Annotated in this window: 19 protein-coding genes and 3 pseudogenes; 19 read left to right on the forward strand and 3 right to left on the reverse strand. The window is 59.9% G+C overall.

Features of this window, described 5'->3' with window-relative positions:
• The first annotated feature begins 145 nt into the window (after positions 1-145).
• The 6 genes and pseudogenes from AC1RWI_RS14480 (at position 146) to AC1RWI_RS14505 (ending at position 4038) form a co-directional block, all read left to right on the forward strand.
• Entirely contained in the window at positions 146-349 is a 204-nt protein-coding gene (locus tag AC1RWI_RS14480) for a helix-turn-helix transcriptional regulator (RefSeq protein WP_492867120.1), read from the forward strand.
• 12 nt (positions 350-361) lie between these two features.
• On the forward strand, positions 362-733 hold the full coding sequence (locus tag AC1RWI_RS14485) for a hypothetical protein (RefSeq protein WP_492867122.1): 372 nt from the start codon (positions 362-364) through the stop codon (positions 731-733).
• A complete protein-coding gene (locus AC1RWI_RS14490) occupies positions 730-1557 on the forward strand; it encodes a DUF7146 domain-containing protein (protein ID WP_492867124.1) in 828 nt (275 codons plus the stop codon). The genes AC1RWI_RS14485 and AC1RWI_RS14490 overlap by 4 nt, the downstream gene beginning before the upstream one ends.
• Positions 1558-1655: 98 nt before the next feature.
• Positions 1656-2648: pseudogene (locus AC1RWI_RS14495) on the forward strand (helicase RepA family protein).
• Between the two features lie 213 nt (positions 2649-2861).
• Positions 2862-3113, forward strand: coding sequence for a hypothetical protein (locus tag AC1RWI_RS14500; RefSeq protein WP_492867126.1), 252 nt, complete (start codon positions 2862-2864; stop codon positions 3111-3113).
• Positions 3114-3168: 55 nt separating this feature from the next.
• Positions 3169-4038 (forward strand): hypothetical protein, encoded by an 870-nt coding sequence (locus tag AC1RWI_RS14505; protein WP_492867128.1) that lies wholly within the window; start codon positions 3169-3171, stop codon positions 4036-4038.
• A gap of 111 nt (positions 4039-4149) precedes the next feature.
• On the opposite strand, the gene AC1RWI_RS14510 is transcribed toward AC1RWI_RS14505, so the two are convergent.
• On the reverse strand, positions 4150-6558 hold the full coding sequence (locus tag AC1RWI_RS14510) for an nSTAND3 domain-containing NTPase (protein WP_492867130.1): 2409 nt from the start codon (positions 6556-6558) through the stop codon (positions 4150-4152).
• Positions 6559-6838: 280 nt separating this feature from the next.
• Here AC1RWI_RS14510 and AC1RWI_RS14515 point away from each other — a divergent pair.
• From AC1RWI_RS14515 to AC1RWI_RS14540, 6 genes and pseudogenes are all read left to right on the forward strand, one after another.
• Positions 6839-7348: pseudogene (locus tag AC1RWI_RS14515) on the forward strand (IS21 family transposase); the annotation flags it as partial.
• 45 nt (positions 7349-7393) lie between these two features.
• Positions 7394-8215: pseudogene (gene istB, locus AC1RWI_RS14520) on the forward strand (IS21-like element helper ATPase IstB).
• A gap of 267 nt (positions 8216-8482) precedes the next feature.
• A complete protein-coding gene (locus AC1RWI_RS14525) occupies positions 8483-9880 on the forward strand; it encodes a PDDEXK family nuclease (RefSeq protein WP_492867132.1) in 1398 nt (465 codons plus the stop codon).
• A 228-nt stretch (positions 9881-10108) separates the two neighbouring features.
• Positions 10109-14512, forward strand: a complete 4404-nt coding sequence (locus AC1RWI_RS14530; RefSeq protein ID WP_492867134.1) for an NACHT domain-containing protein — start codon at positions 10109-10111, stop codon at positions 14510-14512.
• Between the two features lie 226 nt (positions 14513-14738).
• Positions 14739-14876, forward strand: a complete 138-nt coding sequence (locus AC1RWI_RS14535; RefSeq protein WP_492867136.1) for a hypothetical protein — start codon at positions 14739-14741, stop codon at positions 14874-14876.
• A gap of 414 nt (positions 14877-15290) precedes the next feature.
• Positions 15291-15623, forward strand: a complete 333-nt coding sequence (locus tag AC1RWI_RS14540; protein WP_492867138.1) for a hypothetical protein — start codon at positions 15291-15293, stop codon at positions 15621-15623.
• Between the two features lie 260 nt (positions 15624-15883).
• Here AC1RWI_RS14540 and AC1RWI_RS14545 read toward each other — a convergent pair whose 3' ends face one another.
• Together AC1RWI_RS14545 and AC1RWI_RS14550 are read right to left on the reverse strand one after the other, a co-directional pair.
• Entirely contained in the window at positions 15884-16789 is a 906-nt protein-coding gene (locus tag AC1RWI_RS14545) for an adenylate/guanylate cyclase domain-containing protein (RefSeq protein ID WP_043349207.1), read from the reverse strand.
• 86 nt (positions 16790-16875) lie between these two features.
• Positions 16876-17910, reverse strand: a complete 1035-nt coding sequence (locus AC1RWI_RS14550) for a patatin-like phospholipase family protein (RefSeq protein ID WP_043349211.1) — start codon at positions 17908-17910, stop codon at positions 16876-16878.
• Between the two features lie 790 nt (positions 17911-18700).
• Here AC1RWI_RS14550 and AC1RWI_RS14555 point away from each other — a divergent pair.
• From AC1RWI_RS14555 to AC1RWI_RS14585, 7 genes are all read left to right on the forward strand, one after another.
• A complete protein-coding gene (locus AC1RWI_RS14555; RefSeq protein WP_492867141.1) occupies positions 18701-19228 on the forward strand; it encodes a type IV pilin protein in 528 nt (175 codons plus the stop codon).
• Between the two features lie 3 nt (positions 19229-19231).
• Positions 19232-19720 carry a GspH/FimT family pseudopilin gene (locus AC1RWI_RS14560; RefSeq protein WP_043349213.1) on the forward strand — a complete coding sequence of 163 codons (489 nt, stop codon included), beginning with the start codon at positions 19232-19234 and terminating at the stop codon, positions 19718-19720.
• Positions 19717-20307 (forward strand): type IV pilus modification PilV family protein, encoded by a 591-nt coding sequence (locus tag AC1RWI_RS14565; RefSeq protein ID WP_043349214.1) that lies wholly within the window; start codon positions 19717-19719, stop codon positions 20305-20307. Before AC1RWI_RS14560 ends, AC1RWI_RS14565 begins: the two co-directional genes overlap by 4 nt.
• A 17-nt stretch (positions 20308-20324) precedes the next feature.
• Entirely contained in the window at positions 20325-21338 is a 1014-nt protein-coding gene (locus tag AC1RWI_RS14570) for a PilW family protein (protein ID WP_043352281.1), read from the forward strand.
• A gap of 3 nt (positions 21339-21341) precedes the next feature.
• Complete coding sequence (locus tag AC1RWI_RS14575) at positions 21342-21884, forward strand: PilX N-terminal domain-containing pilus assembly protein (protein ID WP_492867144.1); 543 nt, start codon at positions 21342-21344, stop codon at positions 21882-21884.
• Between the two features lie 60 nt (positions 21885-21944).
• Positions 21945-25160, forward strand: coding sequence for a pilus assembly protein (locus AC1RWI_RS14580; protein WP_492867146.1), 3216 nt, complete (start codon positions 21945-21947; stop codon positions 25158-25160).
• A 178-nt stretch (positions 25161-25338) separates the two neighbouring features.
• Complete coding sequence (locus AC1RWI_RS14585; protein WP_492867148.1) at positions 25339-26514, forward strand: DUF4382 domain-containing protein; 1176 nt, start codon at positions 25339-25341, stop codon at positions 26512-26514.
• The last annotated feature ends 134 nt before the right edge of the window (positions 26515-26648 follow it).

Below are 26648 nucleotides of genomic sequence, written 5' to 3' on the forward strand. Positions count from 1 at the left end.
TCCCCATTTACCGAAACCCACCCACCCGTTCGGGACTATCCTCGGGTGGGTTTTCGCAATTCGCCCATCTTTTACTGGTGCGCCGCAAGACATCAAATAGCCATGTGTTCCGGGATTGGCCCGGACAATCCACTAAGGGTGACACATGGCCGAACAACTCCGCGCCGCTCTGGCGATCCTTCGCCGCAAGCAAGTAGAAACTGCGACGGGCCTGTCCCGCTCCACCATCTACCAGCGCATCAAAAATAAGACCTTCCCTGCCCCTGTCGCTCTTGGCCCTCGCACTGTCGGCTGGCGCGCTGGTGACATCGATGCGTGGCTGGCAAACCCTGCCGGCTACAAGGCGTAAGGAGTGCGACAAATGAAACAGCCGCATAACGCCCAAACCGCCACAAAGGGAATGTTCGTGATGGCGTCCATCCAAACCCCATTGGACGCAAGCATCCGCACGGCATTCATCGGTGCTGGCAATCCCCGTCATCTGCTGGTGCTCCATGCATTGCTGGAGCGCCCGCGTCGGATCGCAGAAATCGAACGTATCGCTGACTCCCGCAGCGCTCACAAGCTCATCGCCGAACTGCGCCGCCGTGGCTTCGAAATCCCTTGCCGCCGCAGCACCTGGACCTACCGCAATGGCCGTAGCGGCCGCCCCGGCTTCTTTTATCTGACCGACTCCGACGTCCAGAAGCTGCTGGTGTGCTGGCTCCTCCAGTACTTGAAGGGGGCCGCATGATCGACTGGCTTGAATACGGGATCGGCAAGCACCGCCGTCCGTGTCCGGCTTGCCGTCGCGGCGCTTCCGATACGGCTCTGAGTATCACTGTGGAGCCTGCCGGCAACGGCGTTGCGCATTGCTTCCGCTGCGGCTTCAGCGTGAGCCACCGCCCGGAACGTGGCACCTGGCAGCGAGCAGCCTTGCCTAGTTTCGAGGTCGCCACGGCACGCCGGCACAACGTGTTGTCCGATTACGGGCGCGAACTCTGGAACCTCTGCATGCCCCTTTCTGGAGTCGCATTGGATTATCTGAGCGGACGCTGCTGCGTCATCCCACCCGCCGATGGCGATCTGCGTTATCACCCTAGCCTGAAACATCCGACCGGCTATACCGGGCCCGCGTTGGTTGGCCTGATTACGGACGCAATGCCGGGCCAACCACTGAGCCTGCATCGCACCTGGATTTGTGCCAACGGCCGCAAGGCCGACGTGAACCCGCCACGCCTGCTGCTGGGCGGTCATCGCAAGCAAGGTGGCGTCATTCGCTTGTGGCCCGACGACGCCGTCACGCTGGGTCTGGGTGTCGCCGAAGGCTTGGAAACTGCCCTGAGCCTCGCGTGGGCGTATCAGCCGGTCTGGGCATGCATCGACGCGGGCAACCTCGCCGCGTTCCCCTGCCTGACCGGCGTTGACTGTCTCATTATTGGCGCTGACAACGACCCGGCCGGCTCGGCCGCTTCCAACGCTTGCGCTGGCCGTTGGGTCAATTCCAATGCCGAGGTGTTCGTTACGCGCCAAGTCGAAAACGACCTGAACGACGTCCTCGCGGGGACGGAAGCATGAACGCGAACATGGCCCGCATGAAGGACGTGCTATCCCAAGCCGAGCGATTTGCTATGCCGGTACCCGATGAAATGACTGGCCGCGCCGACCCGCCCAAGATGGAATCACGTCTGAGCGTGGTATTTGCCGATGAATTGCCGGACACCTTTACGCCCGCAGACGAGATCGTGCAAGGGGTTTTAACGGCAGGTGGTGGCAGCATGCTTTTCGGCGGCCCGAACGGCGGCAAGACGTTCCTGACGATCGATATGGCCGCGTCCGTGGCACGTGGCGTGCAGTGACTCGGCCGCAAGACGGAGTCAGGGCTTGTGATTTACCTCGCCGCCGAATCCCCCGCATCGGTGCGTGCCCGCTTGCAGGCCTATCAGATTCATCACCGCGTGCTCGTACCGAACTTCGCCATCGTCCAAAACCCGATCGACCTCTTCGACGGGGAAGCGGACACCGTTGCTGTGATTCAACTGGTGCGCCAGTTGGAAGCCGAGCGCGGACAACGTGCGCGCCTGATTGTGGGCGACACCCTGGCCCGCCTCAGCGCAGGCGCAAATGAAAACGCCGGGCAGGACATGGGGCTTGTCATCCGCCACTTCGACCGCATCCGCGCCGAGTGTGGCGCGCATTTCCTGCTCATTCACCACTGCGGGAAAGATGCCTCCGCTGGTGCGCGCGGCTGGAGCGGCGTTCGAGCCGCCGTGGATACCGAAATTGAAGTGACAGCCTCACCCGCGGGTTGCTGCGCCGAAAGCGCGAAGCAGCGTGACCTGCCCACAAAAGGTGAGCGCATCGGGTTCCGGATTCAACCTGTGGAGCTGGGACGTACAAAATGGGGAGACCCCGCGACGTCCTGCGTGGTGGTGGCCACTGATGCTCCGGAAAAGCCGCAGGGGAGTAAGCGCATGGGCGAAGTTGAAGGGGCCGTTGTGGAGTTTCTCGCCTTGCACAAGTTCGGCATCAAGAAGAGCGCCGTGGTCGCTCACTTCAAAGGCAAGTACGAAAAGGGCTCCGTTTATCGCGCCATGAAGAAGTTGGTCACTGCACTGGCGATACACGATATCGCCGGCATGGTCTCTGTTGCGGAGGCAGCCAAGTGAACAAGGTACGCAAAGGTGCGTTTAGGTACGCGCTCCCGTGGTGTACCTCGCAGGATAGGTACGTTTAGGTACACCACCCTTTAGGGGTGTACCTAAACGTACCCGCCGAACCAAGAACAAAAACATAGGAAACCCACATGGCCATTTGAATCGTCCGTACGAACAGCCCAAACCAAACCCGCGCTAAATGCGTATTTTCGATAAGGTGAAGAAATGACTGCTGTGATTCAACCGCCGACCTGGAGTAGCCCGGCCGATGCCGCAATCGGCCTTGTGTCGTTGCTGGACAGCGCAGGCGGCGTCAGCAATGTTCTTGTGAAGGTCGACGCCGCGAACCGCGCGCACCGCGACAACGACCCGGCCTACCGGCTGGCGCGATATGTCGCCGACTCCACCGGTGCCATGTGGTACGACGCCCGCACCGAGTTCCGCCTTTACAACGTCGTCGGCTGGCAGATGGCGTAGTAACGCCTCGACTTGACGGCTGCTCTTCTGTTTTCACTTTTTGGAGTTAAGGACCATGAAAATGTTTAACTTCTTCGACAATGCAAACCTCACGAAGCGCGATGAACAGGCATTGCGTCAGCTCATTGAGTCGCCCGAGGCCGAACAAATCCGCGAGCGCGCCGAGCGTGCCATCATCGAAAGGCGCATCGTGCTCAAGGCAAATCTGGATAGTCTTGACCAGCGACACGACAAGGGGATCACCGCTGCCGGTCTGGCATATCAGGGCGCAATGCGCGCGCTGGAAGCGGCAGAAGCCAAACTGATTGCTGCGCGGGAAGAGGAACACCGGGCACGGACCGCATCCTATGCGCTCGAATCGCTCAAGCTGCGCGAGGCGCACGAATTGCGGCAGGAACTGATTGCGTGCCGCGATGAATGGCTCGATGAGTTCCACGAGCATCTTGGCGATGCCAGCGACAAGCTGCGGCATCTCACGCAGATTACGGCATTCCCGCACCGCTCGTGGACGGGTGAGAAGTCGATCCGCTATGAAACCAATGCCGACGAAGTGGCCGCGCTCTCGGCTGCGCTGAAGGAAGCGATGGCCGAGGTGACGGGCATGGCGCTGCTGCCCCTGACCCGGAACGAGGTAAGCGAGCGCCTGACCGCTCTGACCCATAAGCTGCAGCCGGCGCTGGACAAATTTTCGCTACCGACTCCTCGGCTCAATGTGGACAGCGAGGTGACATTGAGTCGCGAGCGCCTTAAGCTGGCCGACGTGCTCCAAGACAATGGCCTCAGTGAGCCGGATGACGCGCCCGCATCGACAACGGCGCAATCCCGCCCCCGCACGCAAAACCACGGTGCCGGCCAGCAGGAACCGGCTGCCGAACGCCTGGGCAGCAAGAACACCCACAAGCTGGCGGTGCACTTCATGGGTTAGCGCATTTGGGCTTTTTGGGGGCTGCTGCCTTGGGGTGCAGCCCCTCCTACGACTCACACTCGAACCGCCATTCCTTCAGAAAGCACCGAGTTAGGTTGAAGTGCGACGTACTCAGACATCGTCCTCCTCGTATTTAGATCGCAAATATCTCTCTGGGTGCGGGATAGTTGAATAGGCCGCCAGCAGGCTTTTCAGCGCTTTTAGATTGATATCCAGATGGGGGTCGTCGCAGACGCCGTCGCCGCGATCAACAAACATTCTGTCTTCTATTGTGAACAAGGCCTTTCGACAGGCTTGTTCCAAAGGCACTCCGAACTGCGTGACAAATGCCACAAATTCGGCCTCCTCAAACCCGTACCAAATAGTGGTATAGGGCACAAATTCGGTAATAATCCTCGGCAACCAGTAGGCTGCTGTGCCTGTAGTTATGATCTGATGCACGGTCTCGGCGTCGAAATCCACGGGATACCAAGGAGGGGTAAAATCTGACTCGCCAGGGCGAAATGCATGCATGAGCCTAGCGAAAGGCGAGCGACCGTAACGCCACCAAATGGCGAAACTGGCAGCATCTGCGAATCGACGACTATCCGCTTTCCTGCAACTTTCCTCCAGAAACGCGTCTACCTGCCTTGTAGCACCAAGGGCCGCCTCATTGTCACGCCCAGCCATTTGCGTCCATACTGCGGCCAGATGCAAGGCTCGACCGACGGTGTCTTCGGTATGGTTGGATTGAGAGATTCTTCTGATGAAGTAGGTTATAAGATGGCCTACTAACGTACCCACCGTGTTTGCATGCCCTTTGACGTAGTCCGCCATACCACGCAATGCAAAAGAATGGACAGTGAGCCGGCCAGCGTCAATGTCGAGTATCCCAGCGTCCTGCAAATACCCAATGTAACCAGCTGGCTCTAGTTCAGCCCTCGCTTCCGAGCCGACCAAGTGGCAAATCCGTACGAACTCGTCATGCTCGTAGCTTTCAAATGCCTCCAATAGCAACCAACATAGGGCAGCATGGTGCGCGGAATTTACCGGCCATCGTATCAACAATCGCTGGATGCCGGCGGCTGTGGTCATGCTCCCCGCGCTTGAAATGATCGACCGAATCATGACCGATTCGTCGGTATAGCCAGTCGCCGTGTGCCAAGTCGCTGTAATCTGATCCTCAAAAGGGAGCGGCTGATGAACAACACGAACTTCGTATGTACCCAACTCCTTGCGGAGTAAAACACCAAACATGTTCAACTCATATGGTGTTTTCAAAGTGCGCAAGATGTCGCGACGGTTTCGTTCAGCCACGTCCAATGCAGAAGGAATTGTGCTAACAGGTTCGGTGGCGATGGCCCATAGGGATGCTTCGCTATAACTCTTAACTGAAACTCTATATTTGTAAGGCTCGAGAAATGCCAATGTGGCCTTGTCGACCCAATGAATGATATCGCTACGCGAAGTGATGACGAAGCGCTTGTCATGACCTGCACGGACGAGGAAGTTGCGCATCTCATGGGTTAGCGGTGTCGTCGAAAGATGATCGCTAATTCCCCAAGGATCTGATATGACAAATAGCGCCGGTCCCGGCTGCTCAAGCTTCTCGCTTAGGCTACTGATTTCCCGGACGTGATGCACTTCAAAAGGGATCGCCTCGACGCGATGCAGTTCAGCCAGATGCTGCGCGAGCGTCGTTTTTCCTACCCCAGGAGGCCCCAGCAATAAGATCACGTTGTGCGTTTTCAGGTGCTCGAACATCTGCGCAAAATCTGTCGGAAGCTGGATATTCCTACGGATCAGTCCGTTGGCAATACCGCCATGAGTTTTGATTAGTTCTGCAAGGCTGACGGCGGTCAGCGCCGAAGAAGCATGGCCTAACAACCGTGACCGGCATGCGTGCTTGAGCGCCGCGACACAAGGCTGAATTTGGAGATAAGGCACCTTGAACTGGACAAAGAGCAGCTTTTCGATACGAAAAACGAGCAATTCTTCAGTCAGACCATCCAGAATTGAGACTCGTCCATTCAATTTGTTGCCGGCACCGCGAAGGCTTGGATCAAGGAACCCCCTGACCGATGCGGCGTGCTTTGGCGGCACGTTCAGGGAATCCTGGTGCAGTCCGTATAGGCTACCTTCAACTCCCGCATTGGTCATCAGGAAGTAACAGGCATCTGGCTCATCCCGCAGGATTTCCAGCGCGCGTTTGCGTGGGGCCGGCCCCCTCGAACCTTTTGGCCGCGGTAGCCCATTACCCACCACCTCGGAAAATGCGTCATGCGTCCAAGGACCCGTACTGCGCGTCTTGCACTGAATCATGACCCGTCTACTAGACGAAGCTGGGAACGTCAAAGTTGCGTCCCGCTCGTCCGGCGTCACATCAATCTCGATGTCTTCCGCACTAGCCGGTTCTATATAGATCTCGGCTGCCTGTCTATCTCGCAAGAGAACGGTCAACGCGATCCAAATAGATGCGTCAATCTGGTACTCGAAGCCTCGATATCCCGGCAACCCCCTGCCTTTCTGCTCAGCCACCATTCTCCACTCCGTACGGGTTCACAAAATAGCGTAACAGATCCGTGCAGCGACGCGCCTTCACAGCCGATTTACCTAACTGCGACATCTAACTGCCACCATACGGAAAACTACTCTCCCAAAGTAGACGGCGACAATTATCTTGGCCGGTTTGACGACGATTGTCTTTGCCGGTGGGGCGGTGGCGGAGGCGGCGTAGCCGCCGGAGACACTGCCCCACCGGCGGCGCCGGGCGGAGGGGGTTTTAGGATGGCTGATTGCGGTCAAGAAGAAGCGAACAGCCATGTCCGGAACCCATATTACGGACCAGCAGGTCCGCCTCTTTATGAACAAGCGCAAACATCACACCCAGGAAGTCGCAGCGGCGATGGCCGGCATGAGCGTCCGGACAGCGCGGCGATTCGAGCACGGTGCCCATCTGCCATCGCAGAAACCGCCGCGCACGTGGCGTACCCGCCACGATCCGTTCGCTGACGTCTGGGACGGCGAGGTCGTGCCGCTGCTGCGCCACTCGCCGCGACTCAAGGCCGTCACGTTGCTGGCCAGGCTGCAGGAAGCTCATCCGGATCGATTCCCCGACAGCATGCGACGCACGCTCGAACGGCGCGTCAGCCAGTGGCGCGCGATCGAGGGCCCCAGCAAGGAGATCTTCTTCCCGCAGGAACACCTGCCCGGCGTGCAGGGGCTGTCGGACTTCACCGACATGCGCGATCTGCATGCGACCATCGCCGGCGCGCCGTTCGATCACCGGCTGTATCACTTCGTGCTCGCCTTCTCGCACTGGGAGTACGCCGGCGGCGGCGCTCTATGACACCTTGCTCGCCGAGGAGGTGACGGCATGAACGCACCCGCCACCTACGATGCCGCGCGCCTGGGACTGATGCTCAACGAGCTACGGCTGCCGACGATCGCACGGCTATGGCCCGAGTTTGCACAGCGCTCCGACAAGGAGGGCTGGCAGGCTACCCGGCTGCTCGGTGCGCTGCTTGAGCACGAGCTCGCCGAGCGGGTCAAACGGCGCATCGAACGGCATCGCATCGAATCGCGCCTCGATCCGGCCAAGACGCTCGACAGCTTCGACTTCGGCATGGTGCCGATGGTCTCGAAGGCCCACGTGATGGCGCTCGCAACCGGCGATTCATGGCTGGAGAAAGGCGCCACGATCCTGCTGTTCGGGCCGCCGGGAGGCGGCAAGACGCATCTGGGTTCCGGCATCGGCCACGCCCTGATCGACGCCGGCTACCGCGTGCCGTTCACGCGCACCAGCGAGATCGTGCAGAAGCTGCAGGTGGCCCGCTAAAGCCTGCAGTTGCCGTCGATGCTCGGCAAGCTGAACCGCTTCGACCTGATCATCCTCGATGACCTGTCGTACGTGCGCAAGGACCAGGCCGAGACGAGCGTACTGTTCGAGCTGATCGCAGAGAGATACGGGCGGCGAAGCCTGCTGATCACGGCCAATCAGCCGTTCTCCGGCTGGAGCGAAGTGTTCCCCGACCCGTCCATGACGGTGGCCGCCATCGACCGACTCGTCCACCACTCGACGATCTTCGAGCTGAACGTCGAAAGCTACCGACGTCGCAACGCCAGCGACAACAAGCGGGCGCGGCGGCGTCAATTACCCGAAACCGAACCGGAAGGAGCGACAACTATGACGACCTGACTCGCGACGATTACCCCAGCCGACCGGCCAAGATAGTTGTCGTTCGACCGGCCAAAGTAGTTGACGCTCTACACCCAAAGACAATATTCTGCGAGCATCCGTGAATAACCCTCTCACAGCATGGCTGTGAGAGGGGGATGAAAAATATGCTTGCAAGTACCCCCTCTTCGCGCAATCGGCTATCTGCCAACAAGTTGGCGGAGATGTGGCATTTGGTGGACGCGATTTTTGTGACTAAGGTGTCCTCGTAAGCAATCGGAGGACGTCATGCGAACTTGGAAGTCCGGAAAACCAGCGCACACGCTGGACGAAATGCAGCAAGTTGCCCGTCTTCAGGAAGGGGAGTGTCTTTCGACAGCCTACGTGAACGGGAGAACAAGATTGCGCTGGCGATGCCGCGAAAGTCACGAATGGGAGGCCACCGGTGAAAGCGTGTTGGCCGGCCATTGGTGCGGCGTTTGCGCCCGCGAGCAGCAGGTAAGGCAGCAGCGCAATCGTGGTTACCTCAAGTGCCAATCGATCGCTCGGAAGCAATTTGGGCGCTGCCTTTCTCCTGTCTATGTGGATAGCCACACGCTGCTTGAATGGGAATGTGCAGCAAAGCATCGGTGGTGGACGAAGCCGGTCAGCGTGTTCGCGGGACACTGGTGCGAGACATGCGCGAACGAAAGAAAGAGCCGGGAAAACACAAATCTGACGATCGGGGCGATGCGCGAACTGGCTGCCGCGAAAGGTGGCAAGTGCATTTCCACAGTCTATCGGAATATCTACACCCCGCTCGAATGGGAATGCGCGCTCGGGCACCGGTGGCCGACGGCCCCAGCAAACTTGATCGCGGGGCGATGGTGCCCCATGTGCCGACATGGCTTAAGCGAGCGCATTTGCCGAGCGGTGTTCGAATACCTGCTAGAGGCGAGTTTTCCGAGGGCACGTCCGCGCTGGCTGCTCGGCACACACGGCAAGCCGCTCGAACTCGACGGATACTGCGAGGTATTGCGGCTCGCGTTCGAGTATCAGGGGGCGCAGCATTTCACGAGGGTCAGGCAGTTCAAGATGGACCGCGACCGGCTTGCCGCCCTTCAGGCTCGCGACGAGATCAAGCGGGCCGCCTGCCACCGAAATGGCATCACTCTGATCGAAATTCCCTACACGGTCCTGCACCAGGAAATCGAAGCCTACATTCGGTCGGAACTGGAGCACGCCGGTTTTGACCGCGGTGCGTGGCGCGACAAGCCGACGCTCAACTTGCGGCAAATCGCCATCGTCGTTGATGATCGACTGGCTCAATGCCAGGCGATGGCACGCGTCCACAGTGGCTCTTGTCAGAGTTCTCAGTACTTGGGGCAAGACATGCCGCTTCGATGGCGCTGCGCTGCCGGACATGAGTGGATGAAGTCGCCCAGATTGGTTCGCCGGGGCGTCTGGTGTACGGCTTGCTGGAAAGCCGGTCAGCAAGCAAGACATCGCGCTGAAACGCTCGTAAAAATTCAACGCCACATGGCCAAGTTGGGGGGTTACGTGGAGTCCAATGAGTTTGTAGGCCAAAACGAGCCGCTCAGGCTGCGTTGTTGTTGCGGCCTTTGTTGGTCAACGTCGTGGGCGAGCCTCCGCCACGGTACCGGCTGTCCGCATTGTGGAAGCAAGCCTTGCCGTGGCAATCGGTAACGTCGCTCCTAGCACGCGATATTGGCGCATGGGATATTAACTTATGAGTGCTGCACGAGATATGTTGCGTCCGATTCGTGTTCGCAGATGGCTGGAACGCTTCAAGTCTAAAATGGTGACCAAGCCCGTCGTCTACTCCTCCTAGGACGTGACTGCAGTAAGTTCGGGCCACTACCCGCCCGAAGATGAATCCAGCCCGGAAATGGGCGCAATATAATTCTCGTACTCATGGAATTCGTTAATCTCAATCGTATGTTTGCGCCGTTAATCAAGGATACGGAGGCGACGCTCGAATGGGGGATTTCGACCGGACGCAAGTACGGTGGTTGGCTGAGCTGGGACGAGCTTCTGCAACGCAAGCGAGTCGTGCTTCTTGCTGAAGCTCTCAGCGGGAAGACGCAGGAGCTCCTTTTTCAAGCGAGAAGACTCAAGAGCCAAGGCATGCAAGCGTACTTCGTTCGCATTGAGGAACTTGCTGATAGTGGGTTTGAAGCCAGCTTGGATGAGACTGACACAGACAGCTTCCAGGCTTGGAAGCTAGCGAATGAACCCGCATGGTTCTTTCTTGACTCCGTTGATGAAGCTCGACTTAACAAGAAGAACTTTGACTCGGCTTTGCGACGATTCTCCAAGGAGCTTGGGCGCGACAATCTTGGCCGCGCACACGTGCTGGTCACCTGCCGCGCTAGCGATTGGCATGGCAAGGGAGATAGAGAACTTATCCGCGATCGGCTTCCGCACGTCGTCCTTCCTAATGCATCGGCATCCTTGGATCCAGATGAGGACCTACTGGCGCCCCTCTTCAAGAGATCGGAGAATACTCGTCGTCAGCCCCTACCACGGCCAACGGAAGTACCGGTTGATCTGCTTGTCGTACAGCTCGTCCCTCTAGCGTTTGAGCAGAAGCGGACATTCGCCCAAGCTGCCGGAGTCAACGACGTCGATGAATTCTTACGGGAAGCCGACCGTACGGGCTTGCTGCGTATGACCGAGCGGCCTGGCGATCTCATTGATCTTGTTGGTTATTGGAAAGCGCATTCGGCGTTCGGAACGCTTCAAGCGATGACCGAAGAAGGCATCCGTCGGAAACTGACTGAGGAAGACGCACATCGACCAGACGCGGATCAAATCACACCTCAGCAAGCCAGAGAAGGCGCAGAACGGCTAGCGGCTGCGCTTGTACTGGGGAGGACTTTCACCCTGCGCGCGATTGGTCAGGAACCGGAAACTGAGCTTTCACATGGTGTAATTGAGCCGTTGAAAGTACTGCAAGATTGGACTCCTGCGCAGGTTGGCACATTGCTCCGGCGCGGACTTTTTTCCCCGGCGACTTACGGCAGAGTGCGCTTCCACCAGCGGTCAAGTCAAGAGTACTTGGCAGCTTCTTGGTTGCAACGCCTTCTCGACGCCAATTGTCCTCTTGAAGAGGTCCAGCAGCTTTTGCTTGTCGAGCTTTACGGTGTTGAGACTATTCGCCCCGCGCTAAGGGCAGTCGCAGCTTGGCTTGCGTTGAGCAACTCGCTAATACTGAACGAAGTCATTCGGCGCGAGCCTGTCTGCCTGATCGCGCACGGCGATCCCAAATCGCTTCCAATATCTGTTCGCGCGCGTCTTTTGTCGACTTATGCAACGTTGGATGCAAAAGGCGAGCTCAATGCGGAAATGATCGACTATCGCGCTGCTTGGATGTTTGCCGACCCAGAGCTGGCAGATTCAATCCGTGACGCCTGGATCAAGAATGAGCGCGATGACTTCCGCCTACAACTGCTGCGCATTATCGAAGAGGGCCCAATACCCGGTTGCACTGAACTCGTTCGTCGGGTTGCCCTTGACGATGATGAGAACCAGTACAGTCGTGTGGTCGCGGCCCGTGCATTGCGCGCTTGCTCTGACGACGTAGGCCTTGAGCTATTGGCGCGCAAAGTACGCTCGGCTCCAGACAGGTTGAACGCTCGCGTCGCGCCCGAGTTTGGCGCCGTTCTATATCCCAACCATCTAACAGCGGCGGACTTACTCGAACTCATCGCGCGATCTCAGCCTGCGCACCGCTTCCAGAGCGAAGGGTTTGGGCACAGTCTTGCAGAGCTTTTTCGAGCTTCTACGGATATGGCTTCGGCCCGACGGCTCGCATTTGGCCTGGCAGAGCTTTGCTTGGATCAAGGGGGCGGGGAAGATGTCGATGGCATTTCTGAGACAGAGGAGTATGCCGAGCTTGGAAGCGGGCTCGCAGAGGTTGCACAACTGATACTAACCAATCCTCGCCAGGGGGATATCGAACCCGGGTTGGTGCGCCTCCTTTTGGCTCTTGAGCGCGTAACAGATCACAACAATTTGGATGCGTATGAGTCGGTCGCCAAGCAGGTTGTTGCAGACGCAATGCTAAATCGTGAGTTGATGTGGGCAAACACAAAGATTGGGGGAAAAAGAAAGCCACGCGAGAATCCACCAATCTATTTCTGGCAGATTGGACCTTTTACAGGCGCTCAACTATGGCGGGTCGGAGACAACGATCTCGACTGGCTCATTGAGGATGCGAAAGCGCTCGCCCATGAGAGTGAGCGCCGTGTTGCCTTTAGCGCTGTGTACCATGTTCTGCACAGGGCGGGGCGGCTCCCGGCCGAACGATTCCGTCTGGAAGAAATTGCTGCTGGTGAGCCGCGATTGCATCAGGACTTGGAATTCTTTGAAACACCTCCCCCGCTTGATAGAAGCGTAGTCCGAGTGGAGAAAAACAAATTAGAGCGAAAGCGGCTAGAGGATGGCGCCAAACAGTCATGGCGCGATTTTCGTGAAGAATTGGGGAAGCACCCTGAGCTGCTCGATTCTCCAGCGAATTTGATCAGCTGGCAGGCAGGTATTTATCGCCTTCACCATCTCACAAACTGGATCAAGGCTAAGACCGGAGATGATTCACCCGGTAGTTCTACGGCGTGGCGCCAGCTAATTCCTGTCTTCGGAAAAATTGTGGCACAGCATTACAAGAACGGAATGTGCGCAGCGTGGCGACAAATCAAAGCTGAACGCCCCCTCTATCATGGAAACGGAAGCTTCACGACCAAGCATATAAGCATTCTGGCGCTCCACGGCCTCGCCATCGAAAGCGCCGAGGATTCGGATTGGGCAAAGAATCTTTCTACCGAGGAAGTGCGGCTCGCCGTCAAGCATAGCTGCTACGCAGGCGACAGTAGTACAAGCTGGTTCCAACAACTCGTTAGTACTCGCATGAGTGATGCTGTCAATGTGATTCAGCGTTCAGTGGACTTCGAGTACTCCTCAGAAGGAGTTCGTAGCGATCTCTTAGCCAGTGGTGCGAATGCTGCAACGGCTATCCGATCCGTTGTGGCTTCTCGCGTCTTTCGATTGTTGAGCAAAGGCGAGCCAGTCGACGACCGGACATTGGAGATGGCATTGCAAGTCGTGACGGCTGGTCGCACAGAGATATCTGCAACGGCCCTACACCGGCTTGTTGAGGCAAGGCTCGAATCGCATCTGCAAACTCCAGATGACAATCGTGCGCTGAAGTACTACGAACTGTACCTGCTTTTGGCACCAGACGCCGCCGCGCTTCGGCTTAGTGGGCTAATGGGACATCAAAATGGCGAGAGCGAAACTGCGTGGCGAAATCGAGTGCAAAAGTGGCTCGGCCATCTATTTGGGCGCAGTTTTCGCGACGCTTCGAGCGCGTTGGCAAAGATGTCAGTCCCTTCGCTTTTGGCACTTGCAAAGCTCCTCTACGGCAACCTGTTACCGCGCGTCGACAGAAGTGCGGGCGGTAGCGGAACTCGGACGGTAAGAGACACAGTCGAAGACGCACAGCGCCATGTACTCAACACGTTGCTGTCTCGTCCTGGGACAGAAGCCTTCAAGGCGCTACTAGGACTGGCATCTGAGCCCACCTTTAGCGGCAACAGTCTGCGCATCGTTGAGCTGGCACATGGCAAGGCGGAAACGGATGGAGATTTGATCCCTTGGACCGAATCCGAAGTACTTGCCCTTGAGCGTGCGGGGACCGGGCCAGCCAAGACTGGAAATGATTTACTCCGTGTTGTCGCCGCTGTACTGTCCGATATTGCAACCTCGTTTGATCAGTCCGATGCAAGTAGCAGGTCGGTGCTTGAACTCGCGCAAGACGAACACCAAGTACAAACCTGGCTAACGGAGCGCCTAAATGAACGGTCCAAAGGACGCTATCACGCGCATCGAGAGCCGAAGGTTGCCCGTAGAAATGAACCTGACATCGTCGTTTCCTCCACGTCTGCAAACGTCGAAGTTGCCATAGAGGTGAAGAACGGAAATAAGGGCTGGACGGTTACCCAGCTCGAAGGCACGCTCAGCGGCCAACTGGCCCGAGACTACCTTCGGACAGACAAAAGGCGCCACGGTATTTTGGTAGTGTCGCTGCACACTAACAGAAGTTGGAAAAAAGACGGCTCTATCTGGGATTTCAACGCTCTCATGAAGCATTTGCACACAACGGCAAGTAATGTGACGAGCAATGAAACAGGTCCCGTGGAAGTCAGGGCATTTGCCTTGGATGCACGCGATCGCGACGATCAAAAACCTAGGACCGCCAGAAGGAATTCTGGAAAGAAGCTCGATGCCAGGTCCATAATCCCCCACGCCCCATCATAGAAAGGGGGGGAGGGGGTATCAAATCGCTAGACCTGCAGCACCCGCGACCGATTGGGTAGCCATTTTTTTATCGCCGCGAAATTGTGAGTGAGGGTACCGATCACGCAGGGTCCAGCCCACGCACAGTCTGTTTCACTCTGCCCAGTCAAGGCGCCGGCACTTACTGGCCTACACGATAGACTGGCGTTCTCGATGCGTCATCGTATGAGTGTGAACTGAGGGATCGATGGGGGTCATCTACCTTGACCAGAATTACATTTCCGATATTGCGGGCTTCACCCGAGTCATAGACGCCGATGCCGAACGCGCGTTGGTAATGGAAGTCGCGGAAGGGAAAATGCATCGCTTTGCCGTTTCCGTGTGAAATATGTATGAGACGGCCCGTGCCCCACGACGAGAAACTCGGGAGGGCTGCCTCAAGTTCATCGCTGAACTTGACGCACTGTACTGCGCGAATCCTCGCCTGGTCCAAACCCAAGAGGTTGTCCACTACCTGGCGGCCCACTACCTAGACAGCCCCTACAGGATCGAAGCTATTGGGCCGTTCTGCGACACGCCTGCGCGTATGTGGGCAACGTTCGGCAGTCCCCAGAACCCGGCAACTCCGTTTGTAGGCGAAACCTTCCGGGATGGCGTGAGGATGCTCACTAGAGGGAGGGCTAGGAGGCACCTAGACATAGCCCTGGACGACAGTCCGTCAGCCGCTTCGGCTGGACGCGACGCGTACAAGGCCGGGATCGTGGATCGTGATACACAACTTATCGATCGTACATGGCTAATGACCCTGCTCCCTGAGCGGAATCAGGCCAGCAACAAATGGATCCCAAAACAGCAGCGTGAAGCCTTAGCGGATTCGCTGCTTTCGCGGATTGATGACGTCTACCGTACCTGCCCGACCGTTCACGCCGAGGAACTGACCTTTCCTTATCGCGTTGCAAGCAATCGGAAACTGAAACGCTCTGACGGTGTAGACGTCCAATTTTTCACCCTTGCTATTGCACAATGCGACTTCCTTGTCACGTCAGATGGTGCGCTGCGCGAGATGTTTGCGGACGTAGCCGGGCGAATCGGCTCAAAATGTCGTTTGCTGTCGAGGCTGCAGGAGTTGTGAGCAGCCCCCGCTCTTGTTTCCTGTCTTTGTGATGTGCTAGCGGAAGTCCCCGGCTTCTGGGGGTACATTTGGGGGTACATCCAGAATTACAAACGCCAACCCGCTTGTCCGACATTGCTTTCCGGCAACTATTTCAGTCCGACCCCGACCACAATATTTCCCAAGAAACAAGCAGATACATAGATGCGTGCGCCCAAGGGCGAGCGCAGCTTCGCCACACGTCGATAGTCCGTACAGCGTGCTGGCCCGACGCCGGGACGCTAAGCCGGGAAAAACTCAACCCGCTCCCCGGCGCCAGCCATCGACTGCCCGAACGTAATCCAGCCGTGCCCTCTCAGCGCGACCTCATCGCGGCGCAGGATGATTTCGTCATCACCGTCGATGGCGACATGCGTACCGTTCGCGCTTCTGTCGATCAGCATGTACTTGCCGGCGCGGAACTCGATCATGGCGTGGAACCGCGATGTCTGCGGATCCGCAACGACGATCGTCATCGCGGCGTCGCGCCCTATCGTGACCGGCGGCGATGCGCCGTTCATGCGGACCTCCATCTCCCGATACCGCAGCGTTAGCAGCGCGGGGCGGATCGCGCGCTGGCTTACGTCGGCGAGGATGGTCATGTCGGCGTTCTGCTGCCATATCGCTTCGAACAACTCCACGGGCACGTCCTTGCCGCGCACCTGTATCGGGTAGAGGTAGCGCATCGCCTGGCGCAGGCTTGCCGGCAGATGCGCCACGGCGTCCTTGCTGGTGATGATCTGCCCCTGCGATGCGAGCTTGGTGAGGCGCGCGGCAAGGTTGACCGTGTCGCCGAACACGTCGCCCGATGCATCATGCAGGAGCGGGCCGTGGTGAAAGCCGATATGGATGGACATGGGGATGCCGGATACGGGCGGCAGCGCGGCAATCGCCATTTGCATGTCGAGTGCAGCCTGCATGGCATTTTCGGCGGAGGGGAACACTGCCATGACTTCATCGCCGATGGTCTTCACCACGCGGCCTTGCTGCGCCGACGAACAGGACTTCATCAGGGCGATGCACTGCCCGATCGCACCGAAGGCGGCCGCGTTGCCGGCCTTTTCATACAGCTTGGTGCTGCTGCTGATATCCGCGAACAGTACGGACCCGTCACCGTCGGACTTCGCAGGCATCGATTCCCGGTCCATATGCACCTCAAACTGCGCCTCAACCCGTTCGCTCGCCGCGCGCCTCGCGCGGCGCCCTGCACTGATGGTAGTACGCGGCCGAACGCTCAAAGGAATGTTTCAGCGATATCGATCGATGAGCGCTGGCCGAGTGCCTCGAAGTTTGCCGCGAGCCAGGCGTCGGCCCGCTCGCGCCCGAGCGTGAACAGGCCGCGCAGGAAGGCCCAGTCCGCGTTGAACTTGCTGGGCGCGCCCAGCCGGGCCATCTCGGTTTCGGCATCGATGCTGTGGATCAGCATGCGGCGGTAGCGTGCCGGGTCGAGTGCGCCTTCGTCGATCAGCCGGGTGATGAACTCGATGGCGCGCATCTCGCGCATCAGCGAGGAGTTGAAGCTGAGTGTGTTGATGCGGTCCAGGATTTCGCGTGCCGTGACAGGCACCTGGGGAATGTGGATCGGGTTGAGGCGGATGATCAGCACATCGCGGCTGTCGGTTTCATAGATCAGCGGATAGATCGGCGGGTTGCCCATGTAGCCGCCATCCCAGTAATACTCGCCGTCGATCTCCACGGCCTGGAACAGCGTCGGCAGGCAGGCCGAAGCCATCACGGCCTTGGCGCAGACCTCGCCGGTGCTGAACACGCGGATGCGTCCGCGCAGCACATTGGTTGCGCACAGGAACAGCTTGACGCTCTTGCTGCGGCGCAGCACCTCGAAATCGATGGTCTCGTCGAGGATGTTATGCAGCGGATTGAGGTTGCAAGGATTGAGCTGGTAAGGCGAGTAAAAGCGCGTGAGATGATCGAACATCATCCACGCCGGCGACATCTCCATATTGCCGCCGGCGCCCATCAACCAGTCCAGCCAGGTAGGTTGCAGGGGACTCAGCTTCGCGCAGTCGGACACCTTGCGCCAGCACGTCTCCAGGGCCTGCCGCGCGCCCTCGGGCCCACCGCTTGCCAGGCCGTAGGCAAGCACGGTGGCATTGACGGCGCCGGCGCTGGTGCCACTGATGCCGTCGATGCCGATGCGCTTGTCTTCCAGCAGCCGGTCCAGCACGCCCCAGCTGAATGCCCCGTGGGTGCCGCCCCCTTGCAACGCGATGTTGATGCGGCGGATCGCGGGGGGTTGCTTGGCTTGCATGGTGGCCTCCTGTTTGCGTGCCTTAGTGATGCTTCTGCCTCTGCGTGCCTGGGAGTGGGAGCGGCGCCGGCCGGGCGAGCGGCCACGCCAGGTTGCACCGGGCGCTGGTGTCGTAGCCGGCATCGTCCAGCCCTGGCAGCTCGGCCCGCGCTGGCCTTTCCGCCTCCCCTTTGGTTGCAGCGTAGTGCATGCGGGCGGACAACCGGCTCAATCCCGCGCATTGCCTGGCTTCGCCATCCATCCGGCCGCTTGGGACAAAAGAGACGGATCAGGTATGAAGCGGCGCCTGGACGCAAATGGAGAGATGGAAAGCGCCCAGATTTCTTTTGCCTTCTGCAGACCTGCATGGCGATGGGAACAGATGTTGCCGGGGTGCTACCCCTGCCCCGCTTGATACGGTTGCTCCCCCTATCAGCGCCTTGATCCACTCATGCACCACCCGCACCGCCTGCGAGGCCTTGAGCCGCGCCGACACCATCAGATCGTACGAATACGCCGATGACAAGCTGACCGGCGGCGACCGCACCCGTTGTCGGGCACCTCGCCCCCCCTCATCGGCAAGCCCGGAAGTGTCAATTTTTTAAAAAGATAACCTCAAGGCACATTACCGATTTCTGTTTGCAGATCGTCCATGCCGCAGGCGAATTCCTGCTGCGGCAAGTCCATTGCCTGACCGATAGTGGGCGCGTTACAACGCTAGCCGAGCCATACAGCAGAGGCTTTGACCATCACGTGAATCGCGACTACACTCCCCGCGAAGTACCTCCGGAACCGGGTCGTCTGGAGAATAATGAAAAACAGGAGCGCGAGCATGGGCCAAAGAAGCCCGGCGGTGCGATTTAGCCGAAAGCATCGGTTATTTCGGGATTTTGGGGCGGTCACGGCGTGTATCGGTTGCGACCGGCGCGCTCGGCTCGAGGCAGGCTTTACGCTGATCGAGCTGATGGTGACCGTGGCAATCATTGCGATTCTCGCGTCAGTCGCCTACCCGTCCTATCTCCAGTACGTCGTGCGATCCAATCGCGTGGCAGCGGAATCTTTCCTGCTTGAGGTTTCCAGCATGCAGGAGCGCTATCTGGTAGACAACCGGGCTTATGCGTCCAGCCTTGCCACGCTCGGCTACGCCAGCCTTCCCGCCACCGTCTCCCCGAATTACCAGATCACCGTCGCCGTGGTCGCGGGCCCACCGCCCGGCTATGTGCTGTCGGCAACGCCGCAAGGCGGGCAGGCCACCAACGACACCGCGTGCGGAACGCTTACCCTGTCAGGCAACGGGGACAAGAGCGCGTCGGGCGGCAGCTTGAACTGCTGGAAATAGCCCATGCGAAATTTCACTGCATGGCGCGCGGCCGGCCTTCTCCCCAAGCGCGGATTCACATTGATCGAGCTGCTGGCCACGCTGACGATATTGGCAATCATTGCGTTTGCCGCGGCCCCTTCGTTCTCAAGCATGGTTGCGACGCAACGCGCGCGTAATGCTGCGCTCGACCTCTCTGCCGCCGTGTCGTTGACCCGCAGCGAAGCGGTGAAGCGTAACAGCACCATCACCATGGCCGCATCGAGCGCCTGGGCCAGTGGCTGGTCCGTAACGGCAGGCACCGAGAAGGTGCGCAGCTTCGGCCCCTATGACGGCATTGCAATCACTGCCAGTGCGGGCAACTCCCTTGCGATCGGCAACGACGGCAGGCCCGCGACCGGGAGCCTGACGTTCCAGGTCGCGCCTTCCGTTTCCCCCCAGCCGGCTTCTACGATCTGCGTGCAAGTGAGCGGCACCGGGCGCATCGCTGTGGTATCCGGAGCTTGCACATGACTTCGCGCTCGTCACGCCATGGCAAGTGCGCGGCCCGGTCCTCGCAGTGCGGCGCCACACTGATCGAGGTCTTGATATCGGTCGTGATCTTGCTAGTGGCGCTGCTTGGAACTGCGGGCCTGATCGCGCGCTCCAGCCAGTCGGAGATGGAATCCTATCAACGCGTGCAGGCGCTGACACTGCTACAGGACATGGCGGCACGGCTGAATGGGAATCGCCAGGCCGCGCCCTGCTATGCCAGCGGCACAATCATCACGACGGCGGGCAGCGCGACCGTTGCCCCGCCGGCTTGCACGGTCGGATCCGCAGCCCAGGTGGCCATCGCCAATGCCGACCTGGCAGCCTGGGGTACCGAGTTGCTCGGGAGCGCGGAGATCAGTGGCGGCAAGGCGGTCGGTGCGATGATCGGCGCGCTTGGCTGTATCGAAGCCGTCGATGCCGCGAACCAGATCTATCGCATCACGGTAGCGTGGCAGGGCCTCGCCAAGACCGCAGCCCCCGCGCTGCCTTGTGGCAGTGGGCAGTTTGGCAATGATGCGAACCGCCGCGCGGTAAGTATCCAGGTACGCATTGGAGTGCTCTCGTGACCAGGCTGCACATTGCAATGCGGCACCGTCAGCGCGGCCTTTCCTTGATCGAGCTGATGGTCGGGCTGACCTTGGGGCTGCTGCTCCTGACAGCGCTCGGGAGCCTGTACTTCTCCACCACGCGGTCACGCTCCGAGTTTTCCAATAGCGCAGAGCAGGTGGAGAACGGGCGCTACGTGCTGGACACACTCGGGCGCGAAATCGAGCTTGCGGGCTTTTTTGGCGCTGCCAGCGTAACTAGCGGTGCAACGGTGGCAGGCCCCGCCGCATGTGCCACGACACCCGATGCACTCGGCTTTGCCAGCTCGCCCGCCACAGTACCGCTTGCCGTGCAGGGCTACGCGCCAGGCACGGCACTCCCTTGCCTGCCTGGCCTCGCGCCAACCTCGGAGGTGCTGGTGATCAGGCGCGTCTCGACGACGCCAACCACGACACCCATCACCGGACAGGCCTATATGCAGGTTTCATTCTGCGCCAACGACGCCACATCGTTCGTGTTCGGCGCCAGCGCGCCGGCCTTCACGATGCGCACCAAGGCATGTGACGCGGCCACGCCCACGGTGTTGCGCCAGGCAGTCGTGCGCATCTTTTATCTTGCCGCCTGCGATGTGTGCTCCGGCAATGGCGACGGCGTGCCGACGCTGAAAATGGCCGAACTGATCGGCGGTGCCTTTCAGGTCAGCTCGATGGCGCAAGGCATCCAGGATATGCACTTGTCCTACGGGGTGGACCTCGACAACAACGGCTCCGCCGACTGCTATGTCAGCGACCCCGGCGCAAACAACCAGGCGATCTGCGCCTCAGCGCCGGCCTATGACTGGACGGTCGCCGCGCTCACCAACTGGCAGAACGTGACATCGGTACGCATCAACATCCTGGCCCGTGCACAACGGACCTCGCTCGGCTGGACCGACAGCCGCACCTATGATCTCGGGCGGCCCACCGCGAGCGGCCCATTCAACGACGGCTTCAAGCGCCATGTCTATGCCCGGGTGGCAAGGCTGGCCAATGTGGCAGGCCGCCGGGAGTAAGCCATGCAACACGCAAAACGCGGGGAGTCCGGCGCCACCCTGATCGTTACATTGATCTTCCTCGTCATCTTCATGCTGATGACGATATCGCTGGTTGGATCCAGTGTCGTCAATGTGAAGGTCGCCGCCAACCAGCAGCATGGCGTCGAAGCGCAGAATGCAGCACAACAAGCCATCGAACAGGTCATCAGCAAGGACTTCACCGCCAGCCCGGCGGCGGCCGCCGCCAGTGTGCCGGTCGACGTCAATGGCGATGGCAACGCGGACTACACGGCACAGGTTGCCGCGCCTGCGTGCCAGACCAGCAAACCGATCAAGAATACCGATCTGGATACCACCAACGCCGACGATGTTTCCTGCTTCATCGGCAACGGCAACCAGAACACCGGCATGCTGACCGCCTCCGGAGCCGGTGGCGGCAATTCTTTATGCAACGCCACGCAATGGGACGTGAACGCCAGCGTCAACGATAGCGCCACCGGCACCAGCACCACCTTGCACCAGGGAGTTGCAGTACGCGTTCCGACCGGCACGGCTTGTCCGTGAGCTTGTCCCCGCCCATGGGCGGCTGATCTGATCATTTCACCTCGTACACCAGGACTCACCATGCGCCAATCCGCCGGATGCATCGCCTCGCGCATTGCCATTGCCGCGTTGTTCTCACTCTGCGTCGTGCGCCCGGCAATGGCGGAGGACATCGACTTGTACACGGGTTTGCAGCCACAGGCTGGCAAGCCCAATGTGCTGATCCTGTTCGACAACGCGTCAACCTGGGATGCTTCGGCCAGCTTCACCTGCTCCACGGCGAACGTGGTATCCAGCAATAACGCTGGCAAGGATGTCGGCGCCGAGCAGTGCGCACTCTATAACGCGGTGGCGTCCATCAAGAACAGCCCCGCCCTGCTGGGCAACCTGAATCTCGGGGTGATGATGTTCGGCACCGGGAATAATGTCGGCGGCTCGATGCGGTTTCCGTCGGTGGCGCCTTACAAGCTGCCGCTGATGGACAGCACCGGCGTGGACAATTTCCTGACGTATGTGAAGTCCATCGATCGCCTGGCCGACAACTCGAACAACTCGCAGGTTGGCGGAGGCATGCAGGAGTCGTGGGCCTTCTACGCCGGGCGGACCGGCTTGTCGGGCACCAAGTACACATCGCCCATCGACAATCCCTGCCAGCGCAATTTCGTTATCTATATCGCCAACGCCGTCAACAACGGCAAGCCGCAGGACACTGGCCAGAACGTCATCAACGCGCTGGTAGCCGCGGGCGCGACTACCGCCCAGCAACAGCAAATCACGATTCCCGCCCCTTACAACGGATACCAGAGCAACTGGGGCGACGAATGGGCTCGCTTCATGTACCAGACCGACGTACAGGGCAACATGGCCAACCAGCAGAACATCGTGACCTACACGATCGCGGTGACTGATGGCAAGAACCCGGATTACGTCCAGTTCACAGATAGCATGGGGACCAATGGCGGCGGCAAGACCTATGTGGTCCAGCTCGGGGATGTCAACGGACTGACTTCCGCTTTGCTGCAGATCTTCAACGAAGTGCAGGCCGTCAACAGCGTCTTTGCCTCGGTGAGCTTGCCGGCATCGGTGAACGCGCAAGGCCAGTTCCTCAACCAGGTCTATGTCGGCATGTTCCGCCCGGACGCCACGGCCGCGCCACGCTGGATGGGCAATCTCAAGCAGTATCAGATTGGCTACAACAGCAAGGGCAATATCGTACTGCAGGATGCCAGCGGCAACAGCGCGATCAGCAACGCCGCGACCGGGTTCATTTCCCCGGGTGCCGTCAGCTACTGGACCGCTGAGCCCCCGCTCACGTTCAGCACAAGTGGCTATGGCACCGGCGGGGTGGCAAACTGGCCCGCCAAGGGCTTCTGGACGAACAGCCCATCTAGCACCGGATGGAACCTGGACTCGCCCGATGGAGAGGTGGTGGAGAAAGGCGGCGCGGGCGAGATGCTGCGCGCCCAATTGCTGACCAGCCAGGATAGCCGGGTACTGTTTACGTGCAACGGCGCGGGCAACTGCCCGACCAACGCCGCCATGCCAACGTTCGATACCGCCAATACATGGCTGAACGGCGCCAATGGCCTTGCGGCCGTCAACGCCGGAACCAGTGGTGCGGCAACCATCAGCAGTACGGAATTGCCCAAGCTGATCGCCTGGATGCGCGGTGCGGATGTGAAAGCGGCGGATGCCAGCAGCATCGCCGGCCAGGAGGCGCAGCAGGGTCCGGGCTCACCGGTCACCGTGCGCGGTTCGATTCATGCCGATGTGCTGCACTCGCGGCCGGCGGTCGTCAACTATGGTGGAAGCACGGGGGTCGTGGTGTTTTATGGCACCAACGACGGCGTGTTCCACGCGATCAACGGCAACCAGGCACAGGGGATCGGCAGCGTAAGGCCCGGGGGTGAGCTCTGGGGCTTTATTGCTCCGGAGTTTCTCGGCAAGCTCAGCCGCATCTATACCAATTCGCCGGAGGTAAAGCTCTCGACCACGCCGGGTGGCATTACCCCGGCACCGACACCCCGCGACTATTTCTTCGACGGCAGCACGACGGTCATGCAAGACCTGCGGGACCCGGCACATCCGCGCATCGTCCTCTACCTGACCGCACGCCGCGGCGGCCGGCTGATCTATGCCCTGGATGTGACCGACCCCGCCAATCCTCGCTACCTGTGGAAGCGCACCAACGCCGACTTCCCTGAACTCGGCCAGAGCTGGTCCCAGCCACGTGTGATACGCGCGCGAGGCAGCGCGTCCGCGCTCATCGTCATGGGTGCTGGCTACGACACGACCGAGGACAGTGATCCCGCACCAGGCACCGACATCATGGGGCGGGGCGTTCTGGTGCTCGATGCCTTGACCGGCTCCCCCGTATGGAGTGCCCTGCCTAGCTGCGCGGGCATGGGCGGCACCTGTCTGCCAGTGCCGGGCCTGACTCGTGCCATCCCCTCGGATGTGACCGTGCTCGACCGCAACGGCGACGGGTACATCGAACGCTTCTATGTCGGCGACGTCGGTGGCAACATTTGGCGCGCGGATCTGGAGACTACCGCGGGGAATGCGCCGGCGAACTGGACCCTGAACAAGCTTGCCGCCCTAGGTGGCGCGTCCGGCACAAACGCCGCACGCAAGTTTTTCTACCCCCCCGATGTCGTCTCCACCGCTGGCTACGATGCCGTCACTGCCGGCACGGGAGACCGCGAGCATCCGCTTTACTCTGCCTCGACGACGCCGGGCACGGCCTACAACGTGGTCAATCGGCTTTACATGTTGAAGGACACCAACATCCTCGGCATGCCGTCGACCTGGAAGCCGATCACCGAAGCCGGCCTTGTCGATGCCACGACGCTGACGGGCACCTATGACGGATCGGGTTCGGGCTTCTACATCACGCTGACCAATCCCGGCGAGAAGGCGGTCAACGCACCGCTGACGGTCAGTGGCTACACCACGATCGGTACCAACACGCCAAGAGTGCCGGATGCCAACACGTGCTATCCGAATCTCGGGATCGCCCGTAGCTACTCCTTCAGCTTCCTGACGTCGGCCGGGCAAAACCCGGCCCGCTCGATCATCCTGGACGGCGGCGGCTTCCCGCCATCGTCCGTGTTCGGCATGGTATCGATCGGCAGCGGCACGAGCGCGACCGTGGTGCCGGTCTTGCTCGGCGGGGGGAACCAGACCGGTCCTGGCGGCGGCGATGCCACCTCCGCGCTAGGTGCGCAGAAGGTCAATATCGCTGGCGTCGGCAAACGCAAGCGCATCTACTGGTACCCGGAAAGCGACAAGCACTAGTCAGAATCGGCCCCGTCCTGCCACCAAGGGCGGGGTCGCCAATGATGCAGTGCACGACGCCTCGCCGGTTCACATTTGTATCGAAAAATTTACATTGTTACAGTGGACTAACACTGTACGGGCCGCACGAATCTTAATCTCTGGGTATCCCCAATGTCGTCCTAAAGAGGAGATCGTGATGAGAGACCATAAGTCCGTTTACAGCGCGCTGGCGCTTGGCTGCGCCGGCACATTCGGCCTGGCTGCGTGTGGTGGCGGGGGCGATGGCGGCACGCCCCAGGCGTCGCAGGGAACCTTGCAGGTTTCCATGACTGACGCACCCGCCTGCGGCTTCGATCACGTGTTCGTGACCGTCAACAAGGTGCGTGTGAACGGCAACGCCAACGTTGACGAGAACGGCTCGGACTGGGTGGACATTCCCGTGTCACCGGCACAACGCATCGACCTGCTGTCACTCACCAACGGCGTGCTCGCCACCCTTGGCAAGACAGCGCTGCCTGCTGGCACGTACCAGCAGATCCGTTTGCTGCTGACACCAAACGCGGGCAATTCGCTTGCCAATTCCGTCGTTCCTACCGGTGGCACGGAGACCGCGCTGGATACGCCGAGCGCCATCCAGAGCGGGATCAAGATCATCCGGCCATTTACCGTTGCGCCAGATACGCTCACCGATCTCGTGCTCGACTTCGATGCGTGCAAATCGGTGGTGACGCGCGGCAATAGCGGCTACAACCTGAAGCCGGTGGTCACCGCGCTGCCCGTCGTCGTCAGCGGCAAGGTCACCGGCATGTTGACCGCGGCCGAGGCCGGCGCCCAGGTCTACGCCGAACGCAATGGCGTGGTCGTGAAGGCAACCGTTGCGGACAGCCTGGGCGCATTCACGCTTTCGCCCATCGAGCAGAGCAGCACCAATGGCAATGTCGATGTGGTCATCGTACCGGCCAGCCGCGCAGTTGGCATTGTGCGTAGTGTTCCGGTTGTTGCCGGTGCAAGCACCGTGGTGTCGACGTCAGGCGCCCCCATCGACTTGCCGGCTTCCACGGTCAACACGGTCTCGGGTTCCATGTCGCCGGCCAGCGCGGCTGGCAGCTTGCGCGCGCTGCAACTGACGGGGGGCAACAACTACACAATCGCAAGTGCGACGGCAAACAGCACAACGGGCGCTTACAGCCTGATTTTGCCCACGGCATCGCCATCGGTTGGCACTTACCAGGCAACCTTGCCGATCGCGCTCTTCCCGGATGTCAGCGCGGCCGGAAAGTACACCATCGAAGCAACCAGCGCGAGTGGCACCATCCAGTCGCAGCCCGTAAACGTCGGCGCCGGCAGCGTGACGCAGAATTTCGCGTTCTGACCGAAGACTGCGGCAGAAAGCCGCTTGAATGCGACCGTTCGATATGCAAGGAGAAAGTATGAAAATCATTCTGCTAGTGTGCGCGACAGCCGCTACCCTGTCGGGTTGCGCAGTCTATACGCCAAACGGTGCCG

The sequence above is a fragment of the Cupriavidus sp. MPR-AND1C genome (assembly GCF_058809705.1).

Bases quoted from the DNA above. Each gene is read 5' to 3' on its own strand.
- AC1RWI_RS14525 (WP_492867132.1), top strand. From the start codon at position 8,483: ATGCGAACTTGGAAGTCCGGAAAACCAGCGCACACGCTGGACGAAATG.
- AC1RWI_RS14555 (WP_492867141.1), top strand. From the start codon at position 18,701: ATGAAAAACAGGAGCGCGAGCATGGGCCAAAGAAGCCCGGCGGTGCGA.
- AC1RWI_RS14500 (WP_492867126.1), top strand. From the start codon at position 2,862: ATGACTGCTGTGATTCAACCGCCGACCTGGAGTAGCCCGGCCGATGCC.
- AC1RWI_RS14530 (WP_492867134.1), top strand. From the start codon at position 10,109: ATGGAATTCGTTAATCTCAATCGTATGTTTGCGCCGTTAATCAAGGAT.
- AC1RWI_RS14585 (WP_492867148.1), top strand. From the start codon at position 25,339: ATGAGAGACCATAAGTCCGTTTACAGCGCGCTGGCGCTTGGCTGCGCC.
- AC1RWI_RS14510 (WP_492867130.1), bottom strand. From the start codon at position 6,558: ATGGTGGCTGAGCAGAAAGGCAGGGGGTTGCCGGGATATCGAGGCTTC.
- AC1RWI_RS14550 (WP_043349211.1), bottom strand. From the start codon at position 17,910: ATGCAAGCCAAGCAACCCCCCGCGATCCGCCGCATCAACATCGCGTTG.
- AC1RWI_RS14575 (WP_492867144.1), top strand. From the start codon at position 21,342: ATGCAACACGCAAAACGCGGGGAGTCCGGCGCCACCCTGATCGTTACA.
- AC1RWI_RS14580 (WP_492867146.1), top strand. From the start codon at position 21,945: ATGCGCCAATCCGCCGGATGCATCGCCTCGCGCATTGCCATTGCCGCG.
- AC1RWI_RS14485 (WP_492867122.1), top strand. From the start codon at position 362: ATGAAACAGCCGCATAACGCCCAAACCGCCACAAAGGGAATGTTCGTG.
- AC1RWI_RS14570 (WP_043352281.1), top strand. From the start codon at position 20,325: ATGCGGCACCGTCAGCGCGGCCTTTCCTTGATCGAGCTGATGGTCGGG.
- AC1RWI_RS14560 (WP_043349213.1), top strand. From the start codon at position 19,232: ATGCGAAATTTCACTGCATGGCGCGCGGCCGGCCTTCTCCCCAAGCGC.
- AC1RWI_RS14565 (WP_043349214.1), top strand. From the start codon at position 19,717: ATGACTTCGCGCTCGTCACGCCATGGCAAGTGCGCGGCCCGGTCCTCG.
- AC1RWI_RS14540 (WP_492867138.1), top strand. From the start codon at position 15,291: ATGACCCTGCTCCCTGAGCGGAATCAGGCCAGCAACAAATGGATCCCA.
- AC1RWI_RS14490 (WP_492867124.1), top strand. From the start codon at position 730: ATGATCGACTGGCTTGAATACGGGATCGGCAAGCACCGCCGTCCGTGT.
- AC1RWI_RS14480 (WP_492867120.1), top strand. From the start codon at position 146: ATGGCCGAACAACTCCGCGCCGCTCTGGCGATCCTTCGCCGCAAGCAA.
- AC1RWI_RS14535 (WP_492867136.1), top strand. From the start codon at position 14,739: ATGGGGGTCATCTACCTTGACCAGAATTACATTTCCGATATTGCGGGC.
- AC1RWI_RS14505 (WP_492867128.1), top strand. From the start codon at position 3,169: ATGAAAATGTTTAACTTCTTCGACAATGCAAACCTCACGAAGCGCGAT.
- AC1RWI_RS14545 (WP_043349207.1), bottom strand. From the start codon at position 16,789: ATGGACCGGGAATCGATGCCTGCGAAGTCCGACGGTGACGGGTCCGTA.